Source organism: Bacillus sp. AFS055030 (assembly GCF_002574545.1).
Classification (GTDB): Bacteria; Bacillota; Bacilli; order Bacillales; family Bacillaceae_G; genus Gottfriedia.
In genome coordinates, this window is the sequence record NZ_NUGT01000004.1 from 65,425 (window position 1) to 89,613 (window position 24,189).

21 protein-coding genes are annotated in these 24,189 nt (G+C 33.8%); 5 read left to right on the forward strand and 16 right to left on the reverse strand.

What is annotated here, in order from left to right; genetic code table 11:
* Positions 1 to 195: 195 nt before the first annotated feature.
* The 6 genes from CN925_RS01445 to CN925_RS01470 all read right to left on the reverse strand — a co-directional run bounded on the left by CN925_RS01445 (position 196) and on the right by CN925_RS01470 (position 8,116).
* A complete protein-coding gene (locus CN925_RS01445) occupies positions 196 to 1,191 on the reverse strand; it encodes an alpha/beta hydrolase (RefSeq protein ID WP_098843985.1) in 996 nt (331 codons plus the stop codon).
* Between the two features lie 153 nt (positions 1,192 to 1,344).
* Positions 1,345 to 2,115 carry a Cof-type HAD-IIB family hydrolase gene (locus tag CN925_RS01450; RefSeq protein ID WP_098843986.1) on the reverse strand — a complete coding sequence of 257 codons (771 nt, stop codon included), beginning with the start codon at positions 2,113 to 2,115 and terminating at the stop codon, positions 1,345 to 1,347.
* A gap of 41 nt (positions 2,116 to 2,156) precedes the next feature.
* Complete coding sequence (locus CN925_RS01455; protein WP_098843987.1) at positions 2,157 to 3,104, reverse strand: LacI family DNA-binding transcriptional regulator; 948 nt, start codon at positions 3,102 to 3,104, stop codon at positions 2,157 to 2,159.
* Positions 3,105 to 3,471: 367 nt separating this feature from the next.
* On the reverse strand, positions 3,472 to 5,190 hold the full coding sequence (locus tag CN925_RS01460) for an alpha-keto acid decarboxylase family protein (protein ID WP_098843988.1): 1,719 nt from the start codon (positions 5,188 to 5,190) through the stop codon (positions 3,472 to 3,474).
* A gap of 204 nt (positions 5,191 to 5,394) precedes the next feature.
* Positions 5,395 to 7,053, reverse strand: a complete 1,659-nt coding sequence (locus tag CN925_RS01465) for an FAD-binding dehydrogenase (protein ID WP_098843989.1) — start codon at positions 7,051 to 7,053, stop codon at positions 5,395 to 5,397.
* Positions 7,054 to 7,237: 184 nt separating this feature from the next.
* Positions 7,238 to 8,116 (reverse strand): YitT family protein, encoded by an 879-nt coding sequence (locus tag CN925_RS01470; protein ID WP_098843990.1) that lies wholly within the window; start codon positions 8,114 to 8,116, stop codon positions 7,238 to 7,240.
* 173 nt (positions 8,117 to 8,289) lie between these two features.
* On the opposite strand from CN925_RS01470, the gene CN925_RS01475 reads away from it, so the two are divergent.
* Both CN925_RS01475 and CN925_RS01480 read left to right on the forward strand, forming a co-directional pair.
* A complete protein-coding gene (locus CN925_RS01475) occupies positions 8,290 to 8,733 on the forward strand; it encodes a MarR family winged helix-turn-helix transcriptional regulator (protein ID WP_098843991.1) in 444 nt (147 codons plus the stop codon).
* 2 nt (positions 8,734 to 8,735) lie between these two features.
* Positions 8,736 to 9,920, forward strand: coding sequence for an MFS transporter (locus tag CN925_RS01480; protein ID WP_098843992.1), 1,185 nt, complete (start codon positions 8,736 to 8,738; stop codon positions 9,918 to 9,920).
* A 36-nt stretch (positions 9,921 to 9,956) separates the two neighbouring features.
* On the opposite strand, the gene CN925_RS01485 is transcribed toward CN925_RS01480, so the two are convergent.
* Genes CN925_RS01485 through CN925_RS01495 form a run of 3 tightly spaced genes read right to left on the reverse strand, consistent with a single transcriptional unit; the run spans position 9,957 to position 13,649 of the window.
* Positions 9,957 to 11,078: a Ger(x)C family spore germination protein gene (locus CN925_RS01485; protein ID WP_098843993.1), complete on the reverse strand. Its 1,122-nt coding sequence runs from the start codon at positions 11,076 to 11,078 to the stop codon at positions 9,957 to 9,959.
* The gene (locus tag CN925_RS01490; protein ID WP_098843994.1) at positions 11,075 to 12,172 is read right to left on the reverse strand and encodes a GerAB/ArcD/ProY family transporter; all 1,098 of its coding nucleotides are present in this window, start codon (positions 12,170 to 12,172) and stop codon (positions 11,075 to 11,077) included. The genes CN925_RS01485 and CN925_RS01490 overlap by 4 nt, the downstream gene beginning before the upstream one ends.
* A gap of 22 nt (positions 12,173 to 12,194) precedes the next feature.
* Positions 12,195 to 13,649 (reverse strand): spore germination protein, encoded by a 1,455-nt coding sequence (locus CN925_RS01495; RefSeq protein ID WP_098843995.1) that lies wholly within the window; start codon positions 13,647 to 13,649, stop codon positions 12,195 to 12,197.
* Positions 13,650 to 13,812: 163 nt separating this feature from the next.
* Between CN925_RS01495 and CN925_RS01500 the strand changes: the two genes are divergently transcribed.
* A complete protein-coding gene (locus tag CN925_RS01500; RefSeq protein WP_098843996.1) occupies positions 13,813 to 14,556 on the forward strand; it encodes a hypothetical protein in 744 nt (247 codons plus the stop codon).
* A gap of 19 nt (positions 14,557 to 14,575) precedes the next feature.
* Positions 14,576 to 14,923 (forward strand): DUF952 domain-containing protein, encoded by a 348-nt coding sequence (locus tag CN925_RS01505; protein ID WP_098843997.1) that lies wholly within the window; start codon positions 14,576 to 14,578, stop codon positions 14,921 to 14,923.
* Positions 14,924 to 14,965: 42 nt separating this feature from the next.
* Here the strand turns inward: CN925_RS01505 and CN925_RS01510 are convergent, their stop codons facing one another.
* Both CN925_RS01510 and CN925_RS01515 read right to left on the reverse strand, forming a co-directional pair.
* Positions 14,966 to 15,694 (reverse strand): AAA family ATPase, encoded by a 729-nt coding sequence (locus tag CN925_RS01510; protein WP_098843998.1) that lies wholly within the window; start codon positions 15,692 to 15,694, stop codon positions 14,966 to 14,968.
* Between the two features lie 171 nt (positions 15,695 to 15,865).
* Positions 15,866 to 16,201: a hypothetical protein gene (locus CN925_RS01515; RefSeq protein ID WP_098843999.1), complete on the reverse strand. Its 336-nt coding sequence runs from the start codon at positions 16,199 to 16,201 to the stop codon at positions 15,866 to 15,868.
* Between the two features lie 222 nt (positions 16,202 to 16,423).
* On the opposite strand from CN925_RS01515, the gene CN925_RS01520 reads away from it, so the two are divergent.
* The gene (locus tag CN925_RS01520) at positions 16,424 to 17,476 is read left to right on the forward strand and encodes a GIY-YIG nuclease family protein (protein ID WP_353616058.1); all 1,053 of its coding nucleotides are present in this window, start codon (positions 16,424 to 16,426) and stop codon (positions 17,474 to 17,476) included.
* A 35-nt stretch (positions 17,477 to 17,511) separates the two neighbouring features.
* Here CN925_RS01520 and CN925_RS01525 read toward each other — a convergent pair whose 3' ends face one another.
* The 5 genes from CN925_RS01525 to CN925_RS01545 form a co-directional block, all read right to left on the reverse strand.
* Entirely contained in the window at positions 17,512 to 18,807 is a 1,296-nt protein-coding gene (locus tag CN925_RS01525; RefSeq protein ID WP_098844001.1) for a uracil/xanthine transporter, read from the reverse strand.
* Between the two features lie 19 nt (positions 18,808 to 18,826).
* A complete protein-coding gene (locus tag CN925_RS01530; RefSeq protein WP_098844002.1) occupies positions 18,827 to 19,732 on the reverse strand; it encodes a DMT family transporter in 906 nt (301 codons plus the stop codon).
* 305 nt (positions 19,733 to 20,037) lie between these two features.
* The gene (locus CN925_RS01535) at positions 20,038 to 21,282 is read right to left on the reverse strand and encodes an amidohydrolase (RefSeq protein ID WP_098844003.1); all 1,245 of its coding nucleotides are present in this window, start codon (positions 21,280 to 21,282) and stop codon (positions 20,038 to 20,040) included.
* Between the two features lie 33 nt (positions 21,283 to 21,315).
* A complete protein-coding gene (locus CN925_RS01540) occupies positions 21,316 to 22,557 on the reverse strand; it encodes an amidohydrolase (protein WP_098844004.1) in 1,242 nt (413 codons plus the stop codon).
* Positions 22,558 to 22,580: 23 nt separating this feature from the next.
* Complete coding sequence (locus CN925_RS01545) at positions 22,581 to 23,852, reverse strand: amidohydrolase family protein (RefSeq protein ID WP_483295153.1); 1,272 nt, start codon at positions 23,850 to 23,852, stop codon at positions 22,581 to 22,583.
* Positions 23,853 to 24,189: the final 337 nt, after the last annotated feature.

A 24,189-nucleotide genomic window follows, 5' to 3' on the forward strand; every position in this document is an offset into this window, starting at 1 on the left:
TTAAATCAACTTCTAAGGGATTTTCGACGAAATACAACAAAAAAATTTAGGAAAGTTGTTTAATTATCCTTTTTTATTTACTTTGACCACGATAAAAAGAGAATTCAAAATTCGAATTCTCTTCACTTTAAGATGTAATTTATTTTTTTATTCAATCCACGATAAAAAATGAATATCGTCTATAAGATTGCTTTTTTATTGAGAAACTTTCGTACCATTTAAGAAATTGAGTAATTCATTAAATGTATTTTGTGCAGCCTTCGTGTTCATTTGGAACTGGTATTCGTGACCTAGTGTGCCATATGATTTACGATAAAAGACTTGTTTAACACCTGTTCTTTTTTCTAGTAAAGCTGCAAATTTTTTACCTTGTGATTCAAAGGACCCTGTATTACCGTCAGTTATAAATGTTGAAACAAATTTTTCTGGTACATTTCTTAAAAGGGATGTTTCTTTTGTCACCTTTTCATCTTCCCAATTGTATTTTCCAAAATAGGCCCAGCCCACTCGCTTAAATACAAATTTAGTCAATTTTGATGAAGCGTTTGCCTTAGCTTCTTTCATATCATAAGGGCCACAAAGAAGAATCGCACCACGAATTGTATTTGGATTAACGCTTTGAGCTATTTTAGCTGTATCTGAATAGTGTTTATTCATTTGAATGCTTACAAATTGTGCTGTAAGCTGAGCTCCCGCTGAATCGCCAGCTATATAAATATTGTTTAAATCCAGTCCATATTTACCAGCATTTTTTTTGACAAATTTGTAAGCTTGATCAATTTGTTGTAAAGGTATTGGATAAGCAACACTTGGAGCTAAAGGATAATTTATATTCACTACATTATACCCATGACTCGCTATATATGTTGCATATTTCCGAACATCCTCTTTATCTCCTGCTACAAATGCGCCACCATGAATCCAAAAGATCGTTGGAATGTATTTCAAGTCACCTTTATACTTAATCAAATCAAATGTACTGCTTCTATATTTTGATGAATACTCGATATTAGTTTCCATTGTTGTTTTTTGTTTTGCTATCCCATAATCAGCTGCCTCTACTTCCATCCCACCAGCAAATGACTTCTTCAAAAACCAAGTTACAGGTCTTGGGGATAGAAAGATCGATCCAACACCAACTATGATCAATAAAAGCAAACATATTCCAATTAGTTTAATTGTACGCTTCATTTTTGTCCTCCAGATAAAGAGTCAACTGAAGCTTATTATTCGATATTCCAAAAATTATCATACATTATGATATTTCAGTGTGTACACAAAGTACAAAAAACTCCGATCTCACAAAGGGAGCGCTTTTTTAGATTGATCTATTTCGTTTCCATCTTAAATTAATAACATTTTCTTAAGTGCATTGTAAATTCCATCTTCATTACAACTATCTGTGATTAAATTTGCTTTCTCTTTAACCACCGTTTCAGCATTTCCCATTGCAACACCGATTCCTGAAAGTTCCATTAGTTCTATGTCGTTCATTCCGTCACCGAAGAAGACGATATCTTCTTGCTTAAATCCATTTTCTTTAGCAATTTTCAAAATTGTCTTAGCTTTTGAACCTTCTTTAGGGATGACATCTGAGCCAAATTGATGCCAACTAACATATCGGAATTCGTTTATATCATATTTGTGGAGATCTTCTTTGTTGCAAAAAAGCATCGCCTGAATAATCGAATTTTCTTTCCAATACAATTCATCAAAGTCTGGGATCATCAATCCTAGACTTTCATAAGCTTTTGTTAATGACTCTCCAGGTTCCTCAAAATGTCTTTTTACCCCGTTCATAGTTTGAAACACAATCTGGTCATTGTTTTCCATCGCTATTTCAATTAGTTTCATAATTGATTCTTTAGAAAATAGTTCCTCATGAGCAATTTCATGACGGACAAATCCTACAGATCCATTGCATAAAACATAAGTATCAATTTCTAGTTCGTCGATGATGGATATTGCAGAAGTGTAGTCTCTTCCTGTCGCGATGACGATTTCATGTCCATTTTCTTTAAGAGAAACCAAAGCTTGTTTCGTACTGTCTAAAAATTTCATTTCAGTCGTTAGTAATGTTCCATCAATGTCAAAAACAATAAATTTTTTACTCATTTTCTTTCCCCACATTTTTCTCTATTTTTTATCTTTGTTTATTAAACGGAATCTCTTTCGACAATGCGATAAGGTATTTTTACTTTTTCTCTAGATTTCTTTATTACAAGACTACAAGCTTGTTCGCCGACTTTCGTTAATTGGTGATCTACTGTAGAAATTCCCATACCGACACCAATTGGTTGATTTTCTTGACCAATAATGGCTAAATCAGTCGGGATTTTCAATTGTTGCGATTTTGCGTATAAATAGATTCCACCAGCCACTTCATCTCCATTTGCATAGATAGCAGTTGGCTTTTTTTGTAAATGCAGGAATTTCTTTGCTGCTTCATATCCGTCTTCTAAACAATGACATTCTGAAAGATGATATTCAGGTTGAAGTCCACCAAATATTTCAATATAAGCATCAATTATTTGCTTTGTGCTATTGCTTTTGAGCCTAGCAGTTGTGAATGCGACCACATCATGCCCTTTGTTCTTTAATAACTGAAAGGCATCTACATAAGAAGAATAGCGGTCCATATAGGAACAACCGATTTCCTTGTGTTGCGTATATTCACAAGCTACGATTGGACCATATTCGCTAAACGGAATGATTGTTTCCCAATCGTTTGCTCGTGACGTGATAATGATGCCATCATACAACTTGCTTTTTAATTTTTGCAAATACTCTATTTCTTTTTCTTTATGATAATTTGAAGGAAGTACCGTTATTAAAAAATCCTTCTCTAAAGCCTTGTTCAGTATACCGTTTAATAGTTGATCAAATGCTGGATTGTTGTTATATGGGAGAATAACACCGATTGTCCTTGTTTCCCCTCGTATTAAATCAATTGCATTTTTATTTGGTGTATAATTCATTTCTTCAATAACTTTCAAAACTGCCTCTCGTTTATCACTAGCAACATACTTATAATTATTTAGAACTCTAGAAACAGTAGAGACAGATACACCTGCTAATCTTGCAATATCGTTAATATTTGCCATCACACACCTCCAACACATATGACTTATCAAGGAATTTTATGCATTAATAGTTTATTGCTTATACTATATAATCTTTTATTCATTAAAAACAAATCTTCAAAGGGTATATTTTGGGTTCTAGCACAGATTTCCAATCCCCCCGTAATGGTAGACAATAGATTGTTCATCTTTTTTCTCCCTCGTTATAAATCTGCTTACTTTCAATCTAATTTATGAAATGGATTTCAAGTCAAGCGAAAAAATCAAATTAAATTTCAGGAAACACCATCACTCGGTTTAATGATCTCATAAATTTATATATAGCAATTAACATGAAAAAAGTTGGAATCATCTGTATAGCTGATTCCAACTTTTTTATTTCTACTGACTACTCTTGACTACGTTGCTTTGCCTGTTTCTCCAAATACTTATACATCTTTTTCAAATTTTCTGGTGCGTCCAATGGATCTTTTACGATCATTTCAATCATACAGAGCCTTTTTGAACATTCGATTTCAGCTTGATTTATTGCTTGTTCAAGTTCTCCATGGGTACGAACAATAGCAGTAAATGCATTGCCTCCAAAGGCATCAGCAAGCTTTGTGTAAGACCACCTAGGGATTTTATTGTATGTTTGATTTTTGGTTTTTACATTTAAGTATTTTTCGATTGTATAACCGTCATTGTTTAAGACGAAAATGATCGGTTTACAGCCGTAATAAAGCATAGAACTGATTTCTTGTGCAGTTAGCTGTAGTGAGCCATCACCTGTAAATAACATCACCCGCCGTTTTGGGGCTGCGATACATGCACCGAACGTCGAAGGGGTGGCGTATCCGATGGAGCCCCAGCCTCCTTGTCCAATATAGGTAATATTGCTTTGCAGTCTAACCTCCGCCATGCCATTGTAGAATGTACCGATCTCAACGATCACAATGTCGTCTTTTTTCAGCATACGTTGAAAAAGTGGATAATAGCCGGCTGCCTTTAGTGCTTCATCACGACTCACATTGTATTGATCGTATGGAAATGACACTTTTTTAAGTAATCCTTGTCCTTTATAACCCACATTTTGTATTGCTTGAAGCATGTCTTTTGCAAAAATATTCGGATAAACTGCTTCAGCAATTTTAACATGATCCGATTGGATATTAATGGTCATCATTGAATTTAGTTTTGCAGTGAAATTCGCTGTATTGGTGTCTGCAAATACCAATCCAATCGTAATGATACAGTCTGCATTTTCTACCGTACTTTGAACTTCAGAACATCCAAACGAGCCTAAGTACATTCCGATATAATTAGGGTGGGTTTCATCGAATGCTCCTTTACCAAACATCAGCGACGCAACTGGTATATTCATATCGTCTGCCAGCTGCCAAACTGCTTCCTGAAGGCCAAAACGTATCGTCTTTACATCAACTAGGATTACTGGCCGCTTTGCACAATCTAACAGCTGACGTACATGATTTGTTGCAGCCTGAAGTGATTTTAAGTTTGATGTTTTTAGTTGTGGTATTGGCTCTAAGCGATCCAAAATCGGCTGATCCACTACATCATCCGCTACAACTAGGTAAACTGGCTGTTTCTTTTCTTTGGCAATGCGAATAGCGGCTGGAATTTCAATCATGGCATTTTCAGGTGTGAGGACTGCATGATAGACAGTAATATGTTTATACATATTTTTGAATACATTAAAATCCCCATCCATTAGAGTATGGTGCATCAGCTTGTGTTCTTTTTGATCTTTTTCTTTCGGGGAACCAACAATGTGAATGATCGGAACATGTTCACTAAATGCTCCAGCTATCGGATTGCATGCATTCAATTCCCCAACTCCAAACGTAGTAATAAGAGCTGCGATTCCATTGATTCTTGCGTAACCATCTGAAGCATAACCCGCGTTTAGTTCATTTCTTCCTTCTATAAACTGTATTCCTTTATATCGTTCCAACGTATCAAGTAGTGAAAAATTATAGTCCCCTGCGACGCCGAAAATTTCTGTAATGCCTTCTAGCTTCAAGCAATCAAACAAAAACTGCCCAACTGTTTTTTTGGTCATTCCAGCATGGGTGCCGGAACTGACTGTATTCTTCATTTTATCCATACACATTCACTCCTTTTCTAATATAAATAGCTTGTCGGAGTTTCTAGTACCCTTTTTATTCGTACCCTATGATAGAACAAGCTATACGGTTATTTAGAATAAGAAATAATGTAGGGCAAATCCAATGCAAAAAAGGACAAATTCGAATGAACGAATTTGCCCAAGTTTAGTCGACAAAGTTATTTAATATAGAAGATTACGATTTTATTCTAAATCTCTACTAATCGCTCTTCCTGCTTGTCTACCTGAAAATAAGCAACCACCTAAAAATGTTCCTTCCATTGCACGATAACCGTGTACACCGCCGCCTCCAAATCCAGCAACCTCACCTGCTGCATATAGTCCAGCAATTGCATTACCTGAAGAATTTAATACATTACCATCTAAATTTGTTTGAAGTCCCCCAAGTGTTTTACGACTTACAATATTTAAACGAACAGCAATTAACGGACCATTTTTTCGGTCTAAAATTTTATGAGGAGATGCAACACGAATTAATTTATCACCGATATAATTACGTGCTCCTCTTAAGGCAGTGATTTGTAAGTCTTTTGTAAATTTATTATCCATTTCACGATCACGTGCGATCAGTTGACGTTCGATTACATCATAGTTTAGTAAATTTTCCCCGGTTATCTTATTCATCCCTTCTACAAGCTCTTTTAACGAGTCTGCAACGATAAAGTCCTCTCCTTTTTCCATAAAAGCTTTTACAGGTGCCGGTATGCCTGATGTTGCCCTTTTCATCACTTGTTTTATGCTTTTTCCAGTTAAATCAGGATTTTGTTCCGAACCAGAAAGTGCAAACTCTTTTTGAATAATTTTTTTCGTTAATATAAACCAAGAGTAATCATATCCAGTTTGTTGAATGGCTTGTAATGTACCTAAAGTATCAAAACCAGGAAAATTTGGTGCACCAAAGCGTTGTCCACGTGCATCTAACCAAATTGATGATGGTCCAGGTAGAATACGGATTCCATGATTGCTCCATACCGGATTCCAATTTTTTATGCCTTCAGTATAATGCCACATTCGATCACGATTAACAATTCGACCACCAGCATTTTCAGTTATAGCAAGCATTCGACCATCAACATGTGCCGGAACTCCAGATATCATCCTTTTTGGAGGGGTACCTAGTCGACTTGGCCAATTTTGACGGATTAAATCAAAGTTCGCTCCAATACCGCCAGTTGATACTAAAACGGCCTTTGACCCATATTGAAAGTGACCAATCACTTCACGAGAGCTATCTTCTCCTCGTTCTGATTTACTTGGCTCTAATAATGATCCACTTACTCCTACTACAGCTCCATCTTTTGTTAGTAGTTGATCTACCCGATGACGGGACCTAAATTCTACTAAACCTTTTTTCATATGCTCGCGAACTCTTCGCTCGAAAGGAGCAACAATTCCTGGACCCGTACCCCATACTACGTGAAATCGAGGCACTGAATTCCCATGTCCTTCTGCAAGATAGCCACCACGTTCAGCCCAACCGACGATTGGAAAAAATCTCACTCCCATATCATAAAGCCATTGCCTCTTCTCACCAGATGCAAACTCAACATATGCCTCTGCCCATTTCTTTCCCCAATAATCCTCGTCATCTTCTCGATCAAACCCTGCTGTTCCAAGCCAATCCTGCCAAGCTAATTCCTTCGAATCCTTAATTCCTAATCTACGTTGCTCAGGAGTATCGACTAAAAATAACCCGCCAAATGACCACCAAGCTTGGCCACCTATTGATGCTTTCGGTTCCTGATCTAATAACAGTACACTTTTCCCAGCATCTGCCATCTCAGCAGTTGCTACTAAACCAGCTAATCCCGCTCCAACAACAATCACATCGAACTTTTCCATCTAGCTTCTCCCTCCTTTTTAGCCTTTTAATCTATCAAATAATGAGTTTATCTACAATTATATAGTTTTCTAAATTTTCAGTTATCAATTAAATAATACAGCAAATAGCAAAAGAATAAAAGGAAAGAAGGTCCAACGATGCTGAACCTTCTTCCCTATTTCAGTACTCTTGATGAGTATGATCCTAATGTACATTTTTCTTTTTAAATCTTCCGCCACGTACTTCTGCTATATCTGAAATTGCTAAAAAGGCAGTTGGATCAATGTCATCAACAATTGTTTTTAATTCAGCTTCTTCTAATCGAGTGATAACACAATAAATAACCTTTGTCGTTTCACCTGAGTATGCACCTTTTCCATTTATATATGTAACACCACGGCCCATTCTAAAAAGAATTGCTTCTCCAATATCATCACTTTTATCACTAATGATCCATGCTGATTTTGATTGTTCTAATCCTTCAACAACGATATCAATTGTTTTAAATGCGACTAAATACGCAATAATTGAGTACATTGCTCGATCCCAAGAAAAAATGAATCCAGCAGCTCCTAAAATAAATAAGTTGAAAACCATTATAATTTCACCAACGGAAAAAGGAATCTTACTATTAATAATAATCGCTAGAATCTCAATACCGTCTAGTGCTCCACCAAATCGTATGGCTAATCCTACTCCAACCCCTAAAACCATCCCTCCAAAGATCGTTGCAAGTAATATATCTTCTGTAAAAGCAGGGATATGATGAAACATACTTGTTAAATAGGAAAGTACAGTGATGCCAAGAATGGTGGAAATTGCAAATGTTTTCCCAATTTGCTTATAGCCTAAATAAAAAAAAGGTAGGTTTAGTACAAATAAAAATACCCCTAGAGGAAGTCCTGTAAGATGGGAAATCATAATCGAAATGCCTGTTATTCCACCATCAATAACATCATTTGGTACTAAGAAAATTTCAAGTCCAGTTGCTACAAGCAAAGCACCTACTAGCATAGCGATTGTTCTTTGTAGTATCTTCATTTTATGAGATTTTCCACTTGCTGAATGTATTGCTTCTGCCATCTCCAATACCGTCCTAACTGTTTGTAAAATTTTTCTATATTTAATATTTACTCTTATGCGCAATTTATACTAAATAAATTAATTTGCTGGACATTCACAATTTGTTTAAATATAATTAGCTAGACAACTATTTTATTTAGCTAGCTAACTAATTTTATCGAGGAGACTTTTTCATGCACAAAAAGCAGTCTTTCTTTTTTTTATTAAATCAAACGACACGTCAGTTTTCGAAATCATTTAATGAGCATCTCGTTCCTACTGGATTGTATTTGGCACAATGGTCCGTTATTCATTATATTTATTTACATGGACCTTGTACTCAACGTACAATCTGTTCGAATTTGAATATTGAGCCACCAACATTGACGCGAACGCTATGTAGAATGGAAACTTTAGACTTAATTGTTCGCAAAGAAGGTACGGACAAAAGAGAAAAAATGATTCATTTAACTGATAAAGCTCTAAATCAATTTGATCGTTGGAAAGAACAAATTATTTCATTTGAAAATGATGTTATTAAAGATATACCCGATGAAGAGCTTACTATTGCACTTCAAGTTTTTCAAAAAATGATGAACAATATGACATCGACAGAGGTTACTAAACAGGGGGAATAAGCTTGAAAAACGAGCGTTTATGGACAAAGGATTTTCTAAGTGTTAACTTAAGTGGATTTTTTGTGTTTTTAGTATTTTATACATTGATGGCAACATTGCCGATTTTTGTGATTGATAATTTAGGTCAAGAAGATAGTAAAGTTGGTCTAGTTGTAACATCGTTTCTGATCGCTTCAGTTGCCATTCGTCCTTTTGCTGGAATTTGGCTTGATACAATAGGTCGCAGAAAAATACTAATCATCTCATTAGTTTTCTTTACATTGACAACATTTTTATATCCTTTTATAAATAATTTTACATTATTACTGTTATTGCGTTTTGCACAAGGGATTGCTTTTGGTCTAGGCACAACAGCAACCGGTACGATTGTTGCTGAAATAGTTCCTGCAACACGTAGAGGAGAAGGTATGAGTTATTATAGTTCATCCATGATCCTTGCCATGGTTTTTGGTCCTTTTCTTGGTATCAATTTAATGAATCATTTCACCTTCCATATGTTGTTTTTTGTTTCTGGTTTCTTCGCAATTCTATCACTGATTTTCGGTCTATTCATTGCGATTCCAAAACAAACATTAAAAGCAAAAACTCGAATGGAACCATCACAATTAATTGAGCGTTCAGCATTACCAATCTCAATTACTGCAGCAATCATCTCTTTTGGTTACAGTGGTATCATTTCATTTATCACTTTATACGCAAAGAATTTAGGTTTTGTAGATGTTGCTAGTTTCTTTTTTATTGTTTATGCAGTTTTCATTTTAGGATCAAGACCTTTCACTGGTAAACTATTTGATCGTAAAGGAGCGAACATAATCGTTTACCCTGGGATCATTTTATTTTCAATTGGTCTAGTTGTCTTGAGCTTTTCAACGGTACCAACAATCTTTTTATTTTCCGCTGCATTAATCGGTCTAGGCTATGGCTCAATCGTACCTAGTTTTCAAACTTTAGCGATTAATACTGCTGCTCCTGCTAAAAAAGGAATGGCAACAGCGACATTTTTTATGTTTTTTGATATTGGTATGGGAATTGGCTCTTACGTCCTCGGAATCGTAACGGCCAAAACATCTTTCCATATTATGTACGTAATCACTGCAATTGTTGTATTATCAACGACTGTCATTTACTATTTATTGCATGATCGCAAACAAAGAAAAGAGATAGCGATTGAAAAAGCAGCCGCATAAACTAAAAAACCCACCAATTGGTGGGTTTTTTCTTGTTTACATCATTATCCCTTTATCTATAACGATAATTTTAACTTTTACTTTTATATTCGATTTTTGATATGTATCAAGCCAGTGTTTCTCATGTTTTTCCCAATCAGAGTATTGAAATGAATGAGCAAGTATGCCAAATCCAACTGGATCTACTTTATCTTTCTGAAAAGATTGGACTAAATCATTTAAATCTTTTTCTAATTTTTTTTGTACTGCATTTTTTAATGTTTTTTCAGATGAATTCGTCAATTTTATTGGGGATTCTGTAAACATTATCGGCAAAGTCAAGTTTACATTAAAACTATATCGTCCATTAGAATATTTTTTATCGATTTTCCGCTTTACATCTTTAATGTAAAAACTAGTTTCTACATTAGTAAAAATATCATCTTCATCTTTTTTAAATTTTTTAAGTTCCATCGCAATAACTAATTGCCCTGCTAAATGATCTTTTAAAATTTTTAACAGCTGTGTTTCATTCATTGATAAGGTACGATTATACAAATTATTGTTAGTTAATAAAGCTGTCCCATTTACTACTAAATGATCTCCTTGTACTGCCAGTTCAGGTGCAAAAGGTGTAATTCCCATTTCATAATACATTTGATGAAACATTCGTACAGATGTTCTAAAAGCAACATTTCGATAATCAGCGGTTTCTAATAATTGAGGAATATAGATTGGTAACTCTGGTTTATCCTTTGCTTTTAAATTAAAAACATCGGAAAGTGGACCGTCTACAAAAATAAGATCTGCATTTAATCGAAACTTTGGATCCCGAAAAAACATATCCATTATTGAAAACCAATTTTTATGTTCAAGTACTTTTGACCCAATTAAGATTGCTTGAATTTTACCTCCACCAGTTACTCCACTAGCACGTGTATCAAAATAATTTCTAGATTCTTTAAGTGATAAGGTTTGAACATTAAAATAATTCGTTTTCGCTTTTGTTTCTCCACTAAAAATCGGGCTTGCCATATAAATTTCTACTTTATTTTCATCGTTTACATCGATTCCTACAATCATCGCCAAAGTGACATCTTCTATGTTAACCTTCCCTTTGCAACCTGAAACACCGATTACTAAAAAAATACTAAGCAAACATACTTGAAAATATTTCAATTGATTTTCACCTTACTTAACCTATTTTTTATTAAACCACTGACCAATAACAGTATAGGGATACCGATCGTGATGGATAATCCAGAAATCATCACAATATGTAAATGATTAGCTGTATTTGTAAAGGTCGGAACTTGAATAAATGTAAGGATGGTAATGATGATAAAAAGAATAATAATGATAATAGGTGATAGTCTAAATTTAAATAACTCTGATAACCCATTCATACTAGCCCAAATATACGTAACCCATGTTTTTGAAATAATCATTAAAAATAATGAGAATAAAATGAAATCTAATCTCTCAACATATTGGAATTCTACTACACTTAAAATATCGATAACGGGCTCATATATTTTTTTGATTTCATAAGGACTATAAATAACAAAACAAATCATTGTGACAAAAACGTAGGTAAAAGTTGTTAAAGCATTTCCAATAATAACGCCTTTGATCGCCTTTTCCTTTGATTTTAAATATGGATAAAAAACTAGCGTTAATTCAATCCCTAGAAATGAGGTCGTCGTTAATGGAATTGTTTTAAAAATTGGCATCCAACCATTCTTTACAATTGGTAAAATAAAATTTAGATCAGCGTCTTTAAGTGTGAATAGCAGCATGAATAAGGTAAAAACAGCAATTGGAAAAATGGCCTCTATATATTTAGCTATTAAATGAACTCCCCCCCTGATCAGCTGGTAAGTTGGAAATAGAAATAACAATAATAAAATAGAACTTTTTGTTTCTTGAAGTACGTAGCCTTGAGTATATAAAATCGCTCGAACTAATACGAGATACCCTGCATATAGGAAATAAATTGCTTGTAACAAAACTACAATAGATCCAAAAATTTTTCCTAGATAAAACGTAAAAAAACCGATGTAGTTTAAATTGGGAGCCTTCTCTCTTAATTTAACAAATATAATGCTTATTACAGTAGAAATGATCCCCCCAAAAAGAATGGCAATCCAACTACTTGTCCCTCCTTTAAGAGCTAGTTCGCTAGGAAGTGACAACATTCCAATCCCTACTTGAATACCAAAAATCATTAAAACAAATTGAAATTGTGTAATTTTTGACTTCGTAATTATCATGAAAGAATCCCTTCTAACCTATTCATTCTTCATTTCGTTTATCTTGTTTTTTCCAAAGATATTTTAAAGGTATTCTTATAATTGTATCTTTAAATGCATCACGATTGAGGGGGGAAAACGGTAAAGTATATGGTTTGTTGTAACTAGATAAGCTCAATCCATGGATCATAAGAACCATTGTACTTACAACTAAACCGATTAATCCAAATAATGAAGCCATAATCATAAATGGAAATCGAATGACCCGTAAACTTGATGCCATTTCATAGTTTGGAATAATAAATGATGAAATAGCAGTTAAAGCTACGACGATTACCATAATATTACTAACAATTCCTGCTTGTACTGCTGCTTGGCCGATTACAATCCCGCCTACAATGCCAACTGTTGTACTAATAGGCGCAGGTAGCCTAATCGCTGCTTCTCTTAACATTTCTAAAGTAATCTCCATTACAATGGCTTCAAATAAAGGATCAAATGGAACCTTTGCCCTGGATTCCCCAATTGATAGTAGTAATTTTAAAGGGACAATCTCATAATTGAATGAAATAATGGCAATATAGATTCCTGGCAAAAAGATCGTTAAAAAAAATGCAACGACTCTAAGTATACGGTTAAATGAAGCCACCCACGCTCTTGCTGAATAATCATCAATCGTTTTAAAAAATATGGCAAAATTTATCGGTAAAATAATAACCTCAGAGGATCGGTCTAAAATTAAAACTACTTTTCCTTCCAGTAATGTCGTAGCTGCAACATCTGGTCTTTCCGTTGTAAAATATTGCGGAAAAGGCGAAAACGGGTTCCTTTCAATCAATTGTGCTAGATGGCTTGCACTTATAATCGAATCAAGTTTTATCTTTGAAATCGTTTCTTCTACACCAGCTAGTAAATCTTCATCCACTAACCCGTCGATATACGCCATTGATACTTTGCATTTATTCTCATTCCCAATTTCAACTTGCTTAATTTGAAAATCTCGACTTTTAATAAATCTTCGAAGCAAAGCGATATTAGCTTGTTCAGTCTCAACGAAGGATATCTTTGTACCTCTTAAAGAATTATCAATACTAGGAGGCGTATACGGTCTTTGTAGAACTTTTCCAGTCGAATAAACAAATCCTACTGGATCGCCTTCTACTAGTAAAATACTATTACCATTCAGTATTGCTGTTTCAATTTCCAAGATTTGATTAGAACGAACAGTATTATTCGTTATAAACAATTCTGTTTCATCTGTATATGAACTGATCGTATTAATAAATTGAGCTATTTTATCTTCATCGGCTACACTAGACAAATAGCAAAGTACAGCCTTCTGATTTTGTATTATCAAGTCTCTTTTTACTAAATCAGAGGTAGGAAAGATTCTCTGAATAATGTTAAAGTTTTCTATTAAATTTCCTTCAGTATGAAGAATGGAAGAACGTAAATTAAATTTTCTTAAACGCTTTTTTTGTTCATTTGTATAATGCACTTAATCTTCCAGTCCTTTCATACAATTTCAAGCTCGCTTTCAGCTATTCAGTTTTATCAAAAACACCTTATTTTATACTTGAAAGGCTAGCTCGAAGATCGTTGGATTTCTAAGTAGACTTTCGATACAATATACTATAATACGGTTGTGGCGGAGGGAAAGTATGGCAATCTTAGCTAACGCAAAATTTAACCAATATAAAAAGTTAATATCTTCTTTATCTCCTTCACTTGAAACTAGTACTTTAAAAAGTGAAAAATTTCTAGTAGATAAAGATGAAAAAAAAAATTTAGAAATTTATTATGCTCCTTTTGAGTACATTAATGAGCGAGCTAAAGTCATCATTGTAGGGATTACACCTGGTTTACATCAAATGAAACAATCTTATTCTACTGTAATCAGGCTCAAGGATCAGGAGATAGATGACGAAGAAATTTTACATGAGGTTAAAAAGAATTCTAGCTTTGAAGGACCGATGCGAAAGAATTTAATTGCTATGTTAGACGAATTAGAATTACATCAATATCTTGGATTAAATTCTACTAGCGAACTTTTTAGTACAGCAAGTCATTTAGTCCAAACGACATCCGTAATTAAATACCCTGTTTTTTATAAAGGAAAAAACTATAATGGTTCAACTCCAAATATTTTAAGAACTGATTTATTTAAAAAGTATATTGTTCATACCTTTGCGAAGGAAATCATAAGACTAGAAGATCCCCTCATTATCCCGTTAGGAGTTAATGTTTCAAAAGTGTTAACCTATCTAACAACAAATGATTATTTAAACTCGGACTCAATTTTATACGGATTTCCCCATACATCTGGCGGTAATGGACATCGACATAAACAATTTGCAGAAAATAAAGAAGACATGAAAAGAAAAATTAAATTATACTTTGAGTAATGATTAAAGGAGAAGCAAAATGATTTTACATATTATTGGGAACAAAGACTGGCAAAATGCAAAAAATTCTGGTGAATATTCACCAGATAGTTTAAACAAAGAAGGCTTTATCCATTGTTCAACCCTCAAACAAACTGTTGAAATTGCAAATTTATTCTTTAAAGGTGCAACTGATTTAAAATTATTATGCATCGATGAAGAGAAAACAAAATCTAAAATCGTCTATGAAGATACTGAAAACTTCGGGCAAGTATTCCCGCATATATATGGACCACTAAATTTAGATGCTGTTTTTAAAGTTGCTGATCTTCACGCTGATGAAAATGGACTATTTTTATTACCTAAAGAATTAAAAGAACAGGAATAACAAAAAACTCAGTTTCACATAGGTGAACTGAGTTTTTTAGTTTCACTCATCATCACGTAATAAATCACTTAAAAACTTTTCTCTGTTTTGTAAAAAGTATTTAGTAATTTGGTAGTGGTCCGTATTTTCGTAATCAACTCTAGTAATTTTCCCATGATCAAAGCTCAGAATATCTGCATTTGGATAACCAAGTAGGATGGGAGAATGTGTTGCAATAATAAACTGTGAATTTTCGTTTTCTACTAAATCATGTATTATTTTTAAAAATGATAATTGCCTAGCTGGAGACAACGCTGCCTCAGGCTCATCTAACAAATAGATTGCGGTTTCGTTAAATCGATTTAAAAACAGGGATAAAAATGATTCCCCATGTGATTGATTATGGAGAGACTGTCCGCCATATCTTTCATATTTTCTTGGGTCCTCTAATTCATCTAAATAAGTAGCAAAATGATAAAATGATTCCGCTCGTAAGAAAAATCCATTCGAAATTTTCGGCAACCAAGACAGTCTTATGTAATTTCCTAGCTGTGACTCTGATGCATAAACTTCATAATTATTATTACGTCCGCCACCTGCTGTATTAAAATCACATTTATCAGCAATTGCTTCCAATAATGTAGACTTTCCAGAACCATTTTCACCTACAAAGAAAGTTACATTTTTTCTTAGGTTTAATTCATCAAAGGATTTAATCGAAGGAATTGAAAACGGATAATGCCTAAAGGATTTTATATCATCGCGCAAAAGTGTAATTTTTTTTAAAAACATTTTCATCACCTATGAAAATTATACAGTAATTATGATCTTTATCTAGAAAGAAATACATAGATGAACTCCTAAATTGCGATTCTATTTGTCACACTTTTTTCATTAAAATAAAAAAATAGGGTTCTCCTAAGAATGTAATGTTAGGATACCCTCTTTTTTTAGTGGAGGTATTTAAAATACAGTACTAAGAACATCTCTATAAATCACGATCGCTCTGACGACATGAAATATTGCTACAATAATAATCGTTACTTCATAAGCAGATACATTAATTAAATCGAATTTTTTCCGGAGTACAAATCTCCGAAAAAGTGCTGGGAATCCTTCATTTAGTTTTAAACAAATAAGATAGAAAACTAGAATGACAAAGTATAAAAAGAATCCCATGTCAACATACTTCCAGTTAACTAATTCAGCAAATAAACTACATAACCAAATGATGAATCCATTAACAATACAAGCTAGAACCCAATTGGAGAAAGAGGATGTCGTATAGATCGTTTTCATCAAAATCACTTCTCCTTTAAATCTACTGTAGTCAATTTTTACGCGTTTAGTCGTTCTTTTATGCGTGTATTATAGACTTTAAATTTTGTTTTTTTATTAAGTTTTGATGAAGTTATTCCACATAAATGTGCTGACTTTTTATTCAATACTCATGTTAAAATGAATTTATACTTACTAGAAAAGGGATGAACTACTATTAATCTACAAGAAAAAGTAAAAAATCTGCCATTATCCCCTGGCGTTTATTTAATGAAGGATTCAAAAGGTCAAATCCTATATGTAGGAAAAGCAAAAAGCTTAAAAAAAAGAGTTCAATCTTATTTTCAAAATTCAAAAGGACATACACCAAAAGTAAAGAAACTGGTAACCCATTTAAAAGATTTTGACTATTTATTGACAGATACTGAATTCGATGCTTTTATGCTTGAGTGTCATTTAATTAAAGAGATTAAACCTATGTATAATCGTATGATGAAAAATCCGCAATCATTTATTTACTTAGTCATCAACTTAAATAAAAAAGTTCCTACATTTGAAATTAGCTATGACCCTATCGAAGGAGAAAATGTATTCATCTTTGGTCCTTTTACAAGTAGAAGTACTGTTGAAAGAGCAGTTAATGGCATTAAGGAATGCTTTAAAATTAATTGTGGCCATTCATCCATTAAAAATAGCGCTTGTTTAAATTATTCGTTAGGGACATGTAATGGAGTTTGTCTAGGTGGTTCTGCACTTAAAGAATACAATATGATCATTGATAAAGTTATTGGCTTTCTTAATCGTACTGATATGAGCCTGCTTGAAGAAATGGAAAAGCTTATGTTAAGTGCGTCTGAACAATTCGACTTTGAAGCTGCAGCAAAATACAGGGATTGGATTGAAATGGTAAAGTCATTAACTAATAAAGAAAAACTAATTGATTTTACTGAACAAAACCACAATATTATTACAGTTGAACAATTAGAAAAAAACAAATTTAAATACTTTCTGATCCATCGGACACAAATATTGCATTGTGAATTGATAGAAATTAAAGACGATTCATATGATCAATTAATTAAACAAATCTATTTAAATTCAATTGATTACTTCAAGAATATGCATGATCAATCCTCCAAAGATGTAAGCCGTGATGAAATCGATGAAGCTCAAATTATTTACAGCTATTTAAATAGTAAAAATTGCAAGCATTTAATTGTTCCGAAAAGATGGCTTCATCATACAAGTACTAAATTAACAAAAGAGCTTCAAAAATTAATGAATTTCTCGAAATAAAAATAGGCCCGAGGATATTTTCCTCGAGCTTATTTTTATCCTTTTACTTTTTCAAACTGATTCCAGTTAATCGATTTCTCTAATACAATTGAAAGAATTACACCCATAATTAGTCCATTTGTTAAAAATGGTTGAACAATCATTGGTAAATTTCCAAATGTTCCAGGAGTCATATTCATTAAGCTTACTCCAACTAAAACCGGGGCTGCTAGTCTAAAAATTGTATTTGATGTAAATACTTTCCCATTTGTACTACTAAATGCTGTTCCAAACAATTGAAGGTATGCAACAAATAACACTGCATTTCCAACTGTTACAGGCATCGTAGCTAAAAATGAAATGAAAGGTGGAAGAAAGCCAATTATAGCTAGTAGTGCTCCACCATATATAAATGGTTTTCTTTCATATATTTGTGTACTTTGCAAAAATCCAAGTGATGATGTAAATGGAGTGTATGGAACAATTCCAAATAATGCAGCAATAATTGTGAAGCTACCTGTGATCAATAGTGAAAAACGATATTGTTTTGTATTCGCTTCTTCTTTTAGTAAATCAGACGCAGCTTTAATTGATGCAAATGTATTACTTAAATTCATAATTCCAGCAAAAAATGAGATTGTGATTATACCTATTTCTAAATTTGGTGCTCCTAATGGGAATATAGAAAAATGCGCACTTTGTGCCCCTACTTCTTTTGCATCTGCTCCAAATAAAATTGAGTAGAATAACCACCCTACGATAATGCCAATTAAAATTGAAAAATTGCTGATCATACGAGAACCTTTTAATTTTAAAATACTAACAAATAATACGATGCATACAGAAAGTACACTGATTGAAATACTGATTTCACCTTTACTCGTAATTCCAAGCATTCCTTTAAAAAATACAAATATAAGCTGAAATGAAAGTAGAAACAAATAAACTGTCATTACCATTGGAGTAAAGATTTTTTGAAGAAATGAAATTAGATTGAATGCAGATAAAAGTAATGTAACAATACCTGCTGCAATAAATCCTGTTGCCATTCCTCCTCCAATCTCTGTATAACTTAACCCAAATGCAGAGGCTGATAATCCTAGATTCAGCATAACTCCCCATAATAAACCAGAATGCCCCTCCATGACCGGATATTTATGACCAATCCATCCTTGTAAAAGAGATGCAATACCAGTAAAGATTAGTGAACTTCTAATCGTACTTTCAATCACATCTGAGGGCAAATGAAATGCAGCACCTATTGATATAGGGACTACAATTGTATTTGCAAAAATAAAAAATAACCATTGAACTGATGAAAAAAGAGTAGTAGAAACTCTTACGTTTTTCATAGTTTCCTCCTCCTCTTGCTTAAAAATGCTTTGTGTCTTTTATATAGACTGGGTGTTTAATGGCCCTTTTCCATTTTAATGAAGTTGAAAGAAAAACACCAATAATAATGAGTGCTCCACCAAATAATTGTGATAAAGTAATATTATTTTTTAAAACAATCAATCCAACTAACATTGCAATAAAAGGTTCTAAGTTAAGAAACATAGCCGCTTTTGATGCTCCGACTATTTGAATTTGATGATTCCAAATTAAAGTACAAATCCCATGCATAACGATCGCTGTTACAATTAATAGGATCCAAGGCATCGCTTCCTTGCTCAATTCTCCAGTTGTTTTTGAAAAAAGTACAACCGGTAATAAGCCTCCAAAACCAATAAAATTCGAGTAAAGCGTGATTGTTGTGGATTCATATCTTACTGTAAGCTTTTTAATCATAATAATTGAGATTGAAAACGTGAGCATCGTTAAAAAAATCCAAATCAACCCAATTGTAATTTGAAGCTTTTGTCCATTTGTTATGACAAAAAAGACGCCTATAAACGCGATAATTGAACCTAATACAAAACCTTTTGTTAGTCTTTCTTTTAAAACGATTGAAGCTAAAAAAGATGTAGTAAGAGGAGCAAGTGCAAGTATTAATGCAGAAGTTGTAGGATGGGTTGTTTCTAAAGCGGCATAAAATGACCATTGATTAATACAAGTACCAATTAACCCTAGTAAAACAATCATAATCCAATCTTTCGTCTTAATTTTTTTCCATTTTTTCTTCATTAATGCATAAAAAGCCATAAATAGTAATATAAAGCACAATCTTAAAGCTGACAATAAAATTGGTGGAAATTCTTTTACTAGTATTGAACCAAAAATAAAATTACTTCCCCAACAGATTACACAAAAAAGTAATAATAGATAAGAACGAACCATATTACAGCCTGCTTTCTCGAATTTTTTAAAAGTAAACTCGGTCGACATAACAAATGCGTTGTTGCACTTATACGTAATTCCTAAAATTGACTACAACTTCTACCAATTAATCCCTTTCTAAATGTGAAAAAAATGAAAAAGGAAATCTAGAAAATTCTAGAGATCCTTTTTCTTCTAATTCTTAGGCTTTTTACAAAGCTTTGTTTACGGACAGGATAGATTTATGCGGATGTTTATTTTCCTTGGGGAGGCTTTTTCATCCTTTTTTTAACCTTAGTCCTATCCCAATCTTTCAATTTCTCTATTTATTTACGAATCAATCTTTCTTCACTTAAGGAACCACTAACGACTTTCCCATTATAAATTACTGCTTTACGATTGGCGCGTCTAGCTATAGCCTCGGCCGAACAGCTTGCATCTACCAATACTAGATTTGCAAAATCTCCTACTTTTGGCCACACTTGGTTCCCATTTGTATCTAATGGCGTTTTTCCACCTGTAATATATTTTAATGTTTGCGCTAATGATACTTCATCCATCCATCTAAAGCGTTCAGCTAGTCTTCCTGCTCTTTCAAGAATATCACCTGTACCAAGTGGAGACCAAACATCAAAGATATTATCATTACCGACTGCTACTTCGACTCCGCGTTCATTTAGTAAATCAACTGGAGGCATTTGTCTATTAATCGGAACACTTGTGACAATCGAAATTCCTGCGTCTCTAAAACTGTTCGCTAGATCAACTGCCTCTTCCCTAGGCACATCTCCGATCCCAAATGCATGACTGATTGCTACTCTTCCTTCCCATCCCGCTTGTTTCGTAAACTCTACTATACGCTTCATCGTAAAAGTGCCTAGATGACCTGGATCGTGTAAATGGATATCAATATCTGCATCAGCTTCAACTGCTAAATTATAAAGCTGATATAATGACTCTTCAATATTTTGATCTACAATAGCAGGATCAACTGAGCCAACAATTCCTGCTCCATTTCTTAGTGCTTCTCTGACATAATTATATGCATTTGACCTTAATAATCCATGTTGAGCAAATGCAACAACGTCAGAGCTAAGACGATTTGAATAATTTGTTAAGGCTTGTTCAACTTGCTCTAAATTTCTTATTCCAATCTCTGGGTAAATATCTACATGCGTTCTCACATGTGTAGAGCCTGAGGCTAAAAGGATTTCAAGCAAAGCTTCTGCTCGCTCCTTTGTACTAGAAGCAATTGTTGGTAAAACCATTTTTTCATTTTCAAATCGCTCAATCACACTAGAAGTTGGCGTACAAGCCCTCCATACATCTCCCATTAACGTTTTATCAAGATGTACATGTTTTTCAATAAAAGATGGTAGAAGTAGTAATCCTTCTGCATCTTGAACTGTAAACTCATTCGTAATATCCGTTTCTTCTTTCGTTATTCGAGTGATCTTTCCGTTTTCAATAAAAAGATGAAATAATTCAGTAGCAGTACCGATCACTTTTCCGTCTTCTTTTTCAAAGCCAATTTCTAATCGAGCATTTTTTAACCAATAGCTAGATTTCATGAATTTCGCCCCTTTTTGTAATCTATTGTTACTTTATTTCAAAGCTGATTCGTAATTCAGTCCACCATAAACAATCTTTCCATTAGCAATAACAGCAGCACGTTTTGCTCGTCTTGCAACAGCTTCTGCAGAACATGCTGCATCGACTAAAACCATACTTGCTTCATCTCCAACCTTTGGCCATAACAGATTACCCTTTTCATCAAGAGTCTTTATACCACCAGTTATAAATTGCAATGTTTGAGATAGCCCGTATTCATCTTTCCAATTGTATCTCTCAGCTAATCTTCCAGCTTTTTCTAACATATCCCCTGTTCCATGTGGAGACCAAGAATCATAGAAACCATCACATCCTAAAGCAACTTGTACACCTTTTGAATGTAGTAAATCAACAGGAGGCATTACCCTGTTAATCGGAACAGTCGACATAATTGATACGCCTAAGCTTGCTAGTTTGCTAGCCATTTCAACTGATTCATTTTTCGGTACGTCACCTAGCGCAAATGCATGGCTTACTGCTACGCGATTATACCAACCGGCTTGTTCAATAAACGAAACAAGTTTTTGGATTGTATAAAAACCAAGATGACCTGGGTCATGAATATGAATATCGATATCAGCATCAAACTGGACTGCTAAATCAACCATTTCAAATAAAGAAAGTTCAATATTTTGATCAATACCACCAGGATCTAATCCTCCGACAATCGTCGCTCCCTCTCTCATCGCTTTTTTCATCAATGATTTACTATTTGTACGAAGCAATCCATGCTGAGGAAAGGCAACGATTTCGTGAGTCATTTTATCTTTATACGTATAAAGTGCTTTTTGAATTTCTTCTAAATTTTTCAAGCCAATATACGGATCAATATTAACATGTGTTCGAACATGGGTTGCGCCACCTTTTAATAATAGATGAAGCATTTGCTGGGCACGATGTTGACCTGTTTCGGCTAGTTCTACAAGTTCGGCTGCTTCTAAATTTAATCTCTCTACTAAATTTGCAGCAGGAATACACGCCTTCCATGGAAGTCCAAGATAAGTCTTATCTAAATGATTATGCATTTCTTTAAAAGCAGGTAATGCTAGTAAATTTTTTGCATCCTCAACTGGTAAATCTGTTTGTAATGGAAAATTAGCTGATTGTAATTGTTCAATTTTCCCATCATTAATTAGTAAATTGTAAAGAGTAGTCTCAGTACGATCAATTTTTCCATCTTCAAATACAAATCCGCTATCAAGTTTTACATTTTTAAGCCAATATGATTGATTCATCTCATCACTCTCTTTTATAAAACTTAAACTGTTGTTGATTCAAGATTTGAAATTGAACCACTTACAACATTCCCTTTAAAAATAACAGCAGCTCGTTTTGCTCGTCTTGCAACTGCCTCAGCTGAGCAAGTAGCTTCAACAAGTACGATATTTGCTTCATCTCCAACATTTGGCCATGCTCTTTCTCCTTCTGTGTTTAAAGGAGTCACTCCACCTGTAATAAATCCAAGACTATTAGCAAGTGTTTTTTCTTCAATTAATCTAAATCTTTCAGCAAGTCGCCCAACTTTTTCAAGATTATCTCCAATCCCAAATGGCGTCCAATGATCCGTAATACTGTCATTGCCTAGTTCGACTTTTACACCTTTTTCACTTAGTAAAGGAATTGGGATTGTTCTAAAAATCGGAACCGTAGAAGTAATCGAAATTCCTAAATCTGCAAATCTCTCAGCAATCGCAGTAGCATCTGGAACTGATAAATCTGCTAAACCACTTGCATGACTTACTGTAACTCTTCCCTGCCAACCTGCTTTTTCAGTTAATGTTGCTAATCTTTGCATTGTAAATAATCCAAGATGATCTGGGTCATGTAAATGAACATCGATATCAGAATTAGATTCAACAGCTATTTCCATAATCGTCTCAAGGGAGCGTTCGATGTTTTCATCAATTGTAGCTGGGTCAACTCCACCTACTAGATTTGCTCCATATTTCATCGCTTCTCTTACTAGTTCGACAGAGTTACTTCTTAATAATCCGTGTTGCGGAAATGCAACAATTTCATGTGTTAATTTATCTTTATATCCTTCTAAAGCTTGCATAGTTGCTTCTAAGTTTTTTAATCCGATAACTGGATCAATATTACAATGTGTTCGAACGTGAGTTGTACCGTAACTTAATAAAAGATCTAGCATCTTTTCTGCTCTTTCTTTAGCAGTTGGTAACAATTTTGGTAATAAAATTTGTTCTTCTTCAATACGTGTTTTCACACCATTAGTTGCTGGCATACATGCTTTCCATGGTCCACCATAATAAGTTTTATCAATATGAATATGCATTTCTTTAAATGAAGGAACCATTAGAAGGCCTTGCACATCATATTGAGGCAATTGATCTGTAATTAAATCACTAACTATTTGAATAGAAGTAATTTTTCCATTTTCAATTTTAACATTGTACTTTCCAGTTGCAGTTCCGTTGATCACTTCATTGTCATTATAAGTAAAACCATTTTCCAGAGTTACATTTGTTAACCAATACGATTTTGACAATATACTCACCCTTCCATCCCACATTAAATTTTGATTCTATTCTAATTATAAGTCTGTTTGAAATATTTTGATTTTAGAATATTTACCTATTTTTAAGGTATTTTTACTTGTTGCAATTTCGTTTTTAGAGTTGATATTAAATAAGGGTTCGGTGGTTGTTTTGACTACATGATCTCGCTTTCGATGGGCTATTCTTCCTCATGAGTTATTTATGAGGAAGGATTTTTCTAATTTTTGCGGTTTTACTTCCTCATGAGTTATTTATGAGGAAGGATTTTTCTTCTTTTTGCGGTTTTACTTCCTCATGAGCCCTTTATGAGGAAGGATTTTTCTAATTTTTGCGGTTTTACTTCCTCATGAG

Bases quoted from the DNA above. Each gene is read 5' to 3' on its own strand.
- CN925_RS01445 (WP_098843985.1), bottom strand. From the start codon at position 1,191: ATGAAGCGTACAATTAAACTAATTGGAATATGTTTGCTTTTATTGATC.
- CN925_RS01450 (WP_098843986.1), bottom strand. From the start codon at position 2,115: ATGAGTAAAAAATTTATTGTTTTTGACATTGATGGAACATTACTAACG.
- CN925_RS01455 (WP_098843987.1), bottom strand. From the start codon at position 3,104: ATGGCAAATATTAACGATATTGCAAGATTAGCAGGTGTATCTGTCTCT.
- CN925_RS01460 (WP_098843988.1), bottom strand. From the start codon at position 5,190: ATGGATAAAATGAAGAATACAGTCAGTTCCGGCACCCATGCTGGAATG.
- CN925_RS01465 (WP_098843989.1), bottom strand. From the start codon at position 7,053: ATGGAAAAGTTCGATGTGATTGTTGTTGGAGCGGGATTAGCTGGTTTA.
- CN925_RS01470 (WP_098843990.1), bottom strand. From the start codon at position 8,116: ATGGCAGAAGCAATACATTCAGCAAGTGGAAAATCTCATAAAATGAAG.
- CN925_RS01475 (WP_098843991.1), top strand. From the start codon at position 8,290: ATGCACAAAAAGCAGTCTTTCTTTTTTTTATTAAATCAAACGACACGT.
- CN925_RS01490 (WP_098843994.1), bottom strand. From the start codon at position 12,172: ATGATAATTACGAAGTCAAAAATTACACAATTTCAATTTGTTTTAATG.
- CN925_RS01500 (WP_098843996.1), top strand. From the start codon at position 13,813: ATGGCAATCTTAGCTAACGCAAAATTTAACCAATATAAAAAGTTAATA.
- CN925_RS01505 (WP_098843997.1), top strand. From the start codon at position 14,576: ATGATTTTACATATTATTGGGAACAAAGACTGGCAAAATGCAAAAAAT.
- CN925_RS01510 (WP_098843998.1), bottom strand. From the start codon at position 15,694: ATGTTTTTAAAAAAAATTACACTTTTGCGCGATGATATAAAATCCTTT.
- CN925_RS01515 (WP_098843999.1), bottom strand. From the start codon at position 16,201: ATGAAAACGATCTATACGACATCCTCTTTCTCCAATTGGGTTCTAGCT.
- CN925_RS01525 (WP_098844001.1), bottom strand. From the start codon at position 18,807: ATGAAAAACGTAAGAGTTTCTACTACTCTTTTTTCATCAGTTCAATGG.
- CN925_RS01530 (WP_098844002.1), bottom strand. From the start codon at position 19,732: ATGGTTCGTTCTTATCTATTATTACTTTTTTGTGTAATCTGTTGGGGA.
- CN925_RS01535 (WP_098844003.1), bottom strand. From the start codon at position 21,282: ATGAAATCTAGCTATTGGTTAAAAAATGCTCGATTAGAAATTGGCTTT.
- CN925_RS01540 (WP_098844004.1), bottom strand. From the start codon at position 22,557: ATGAATCAATCATATTGGCTTAAAAATGTAAAACTTGATAGCGGATTT.
- CN925_RS01545 (WP_483295153.1), bottom strand. From the start codon at position 23,852: ATGTGGGATGGAAGGGTGAGTATATTGTCAAAATCGTATTGGTTAACA.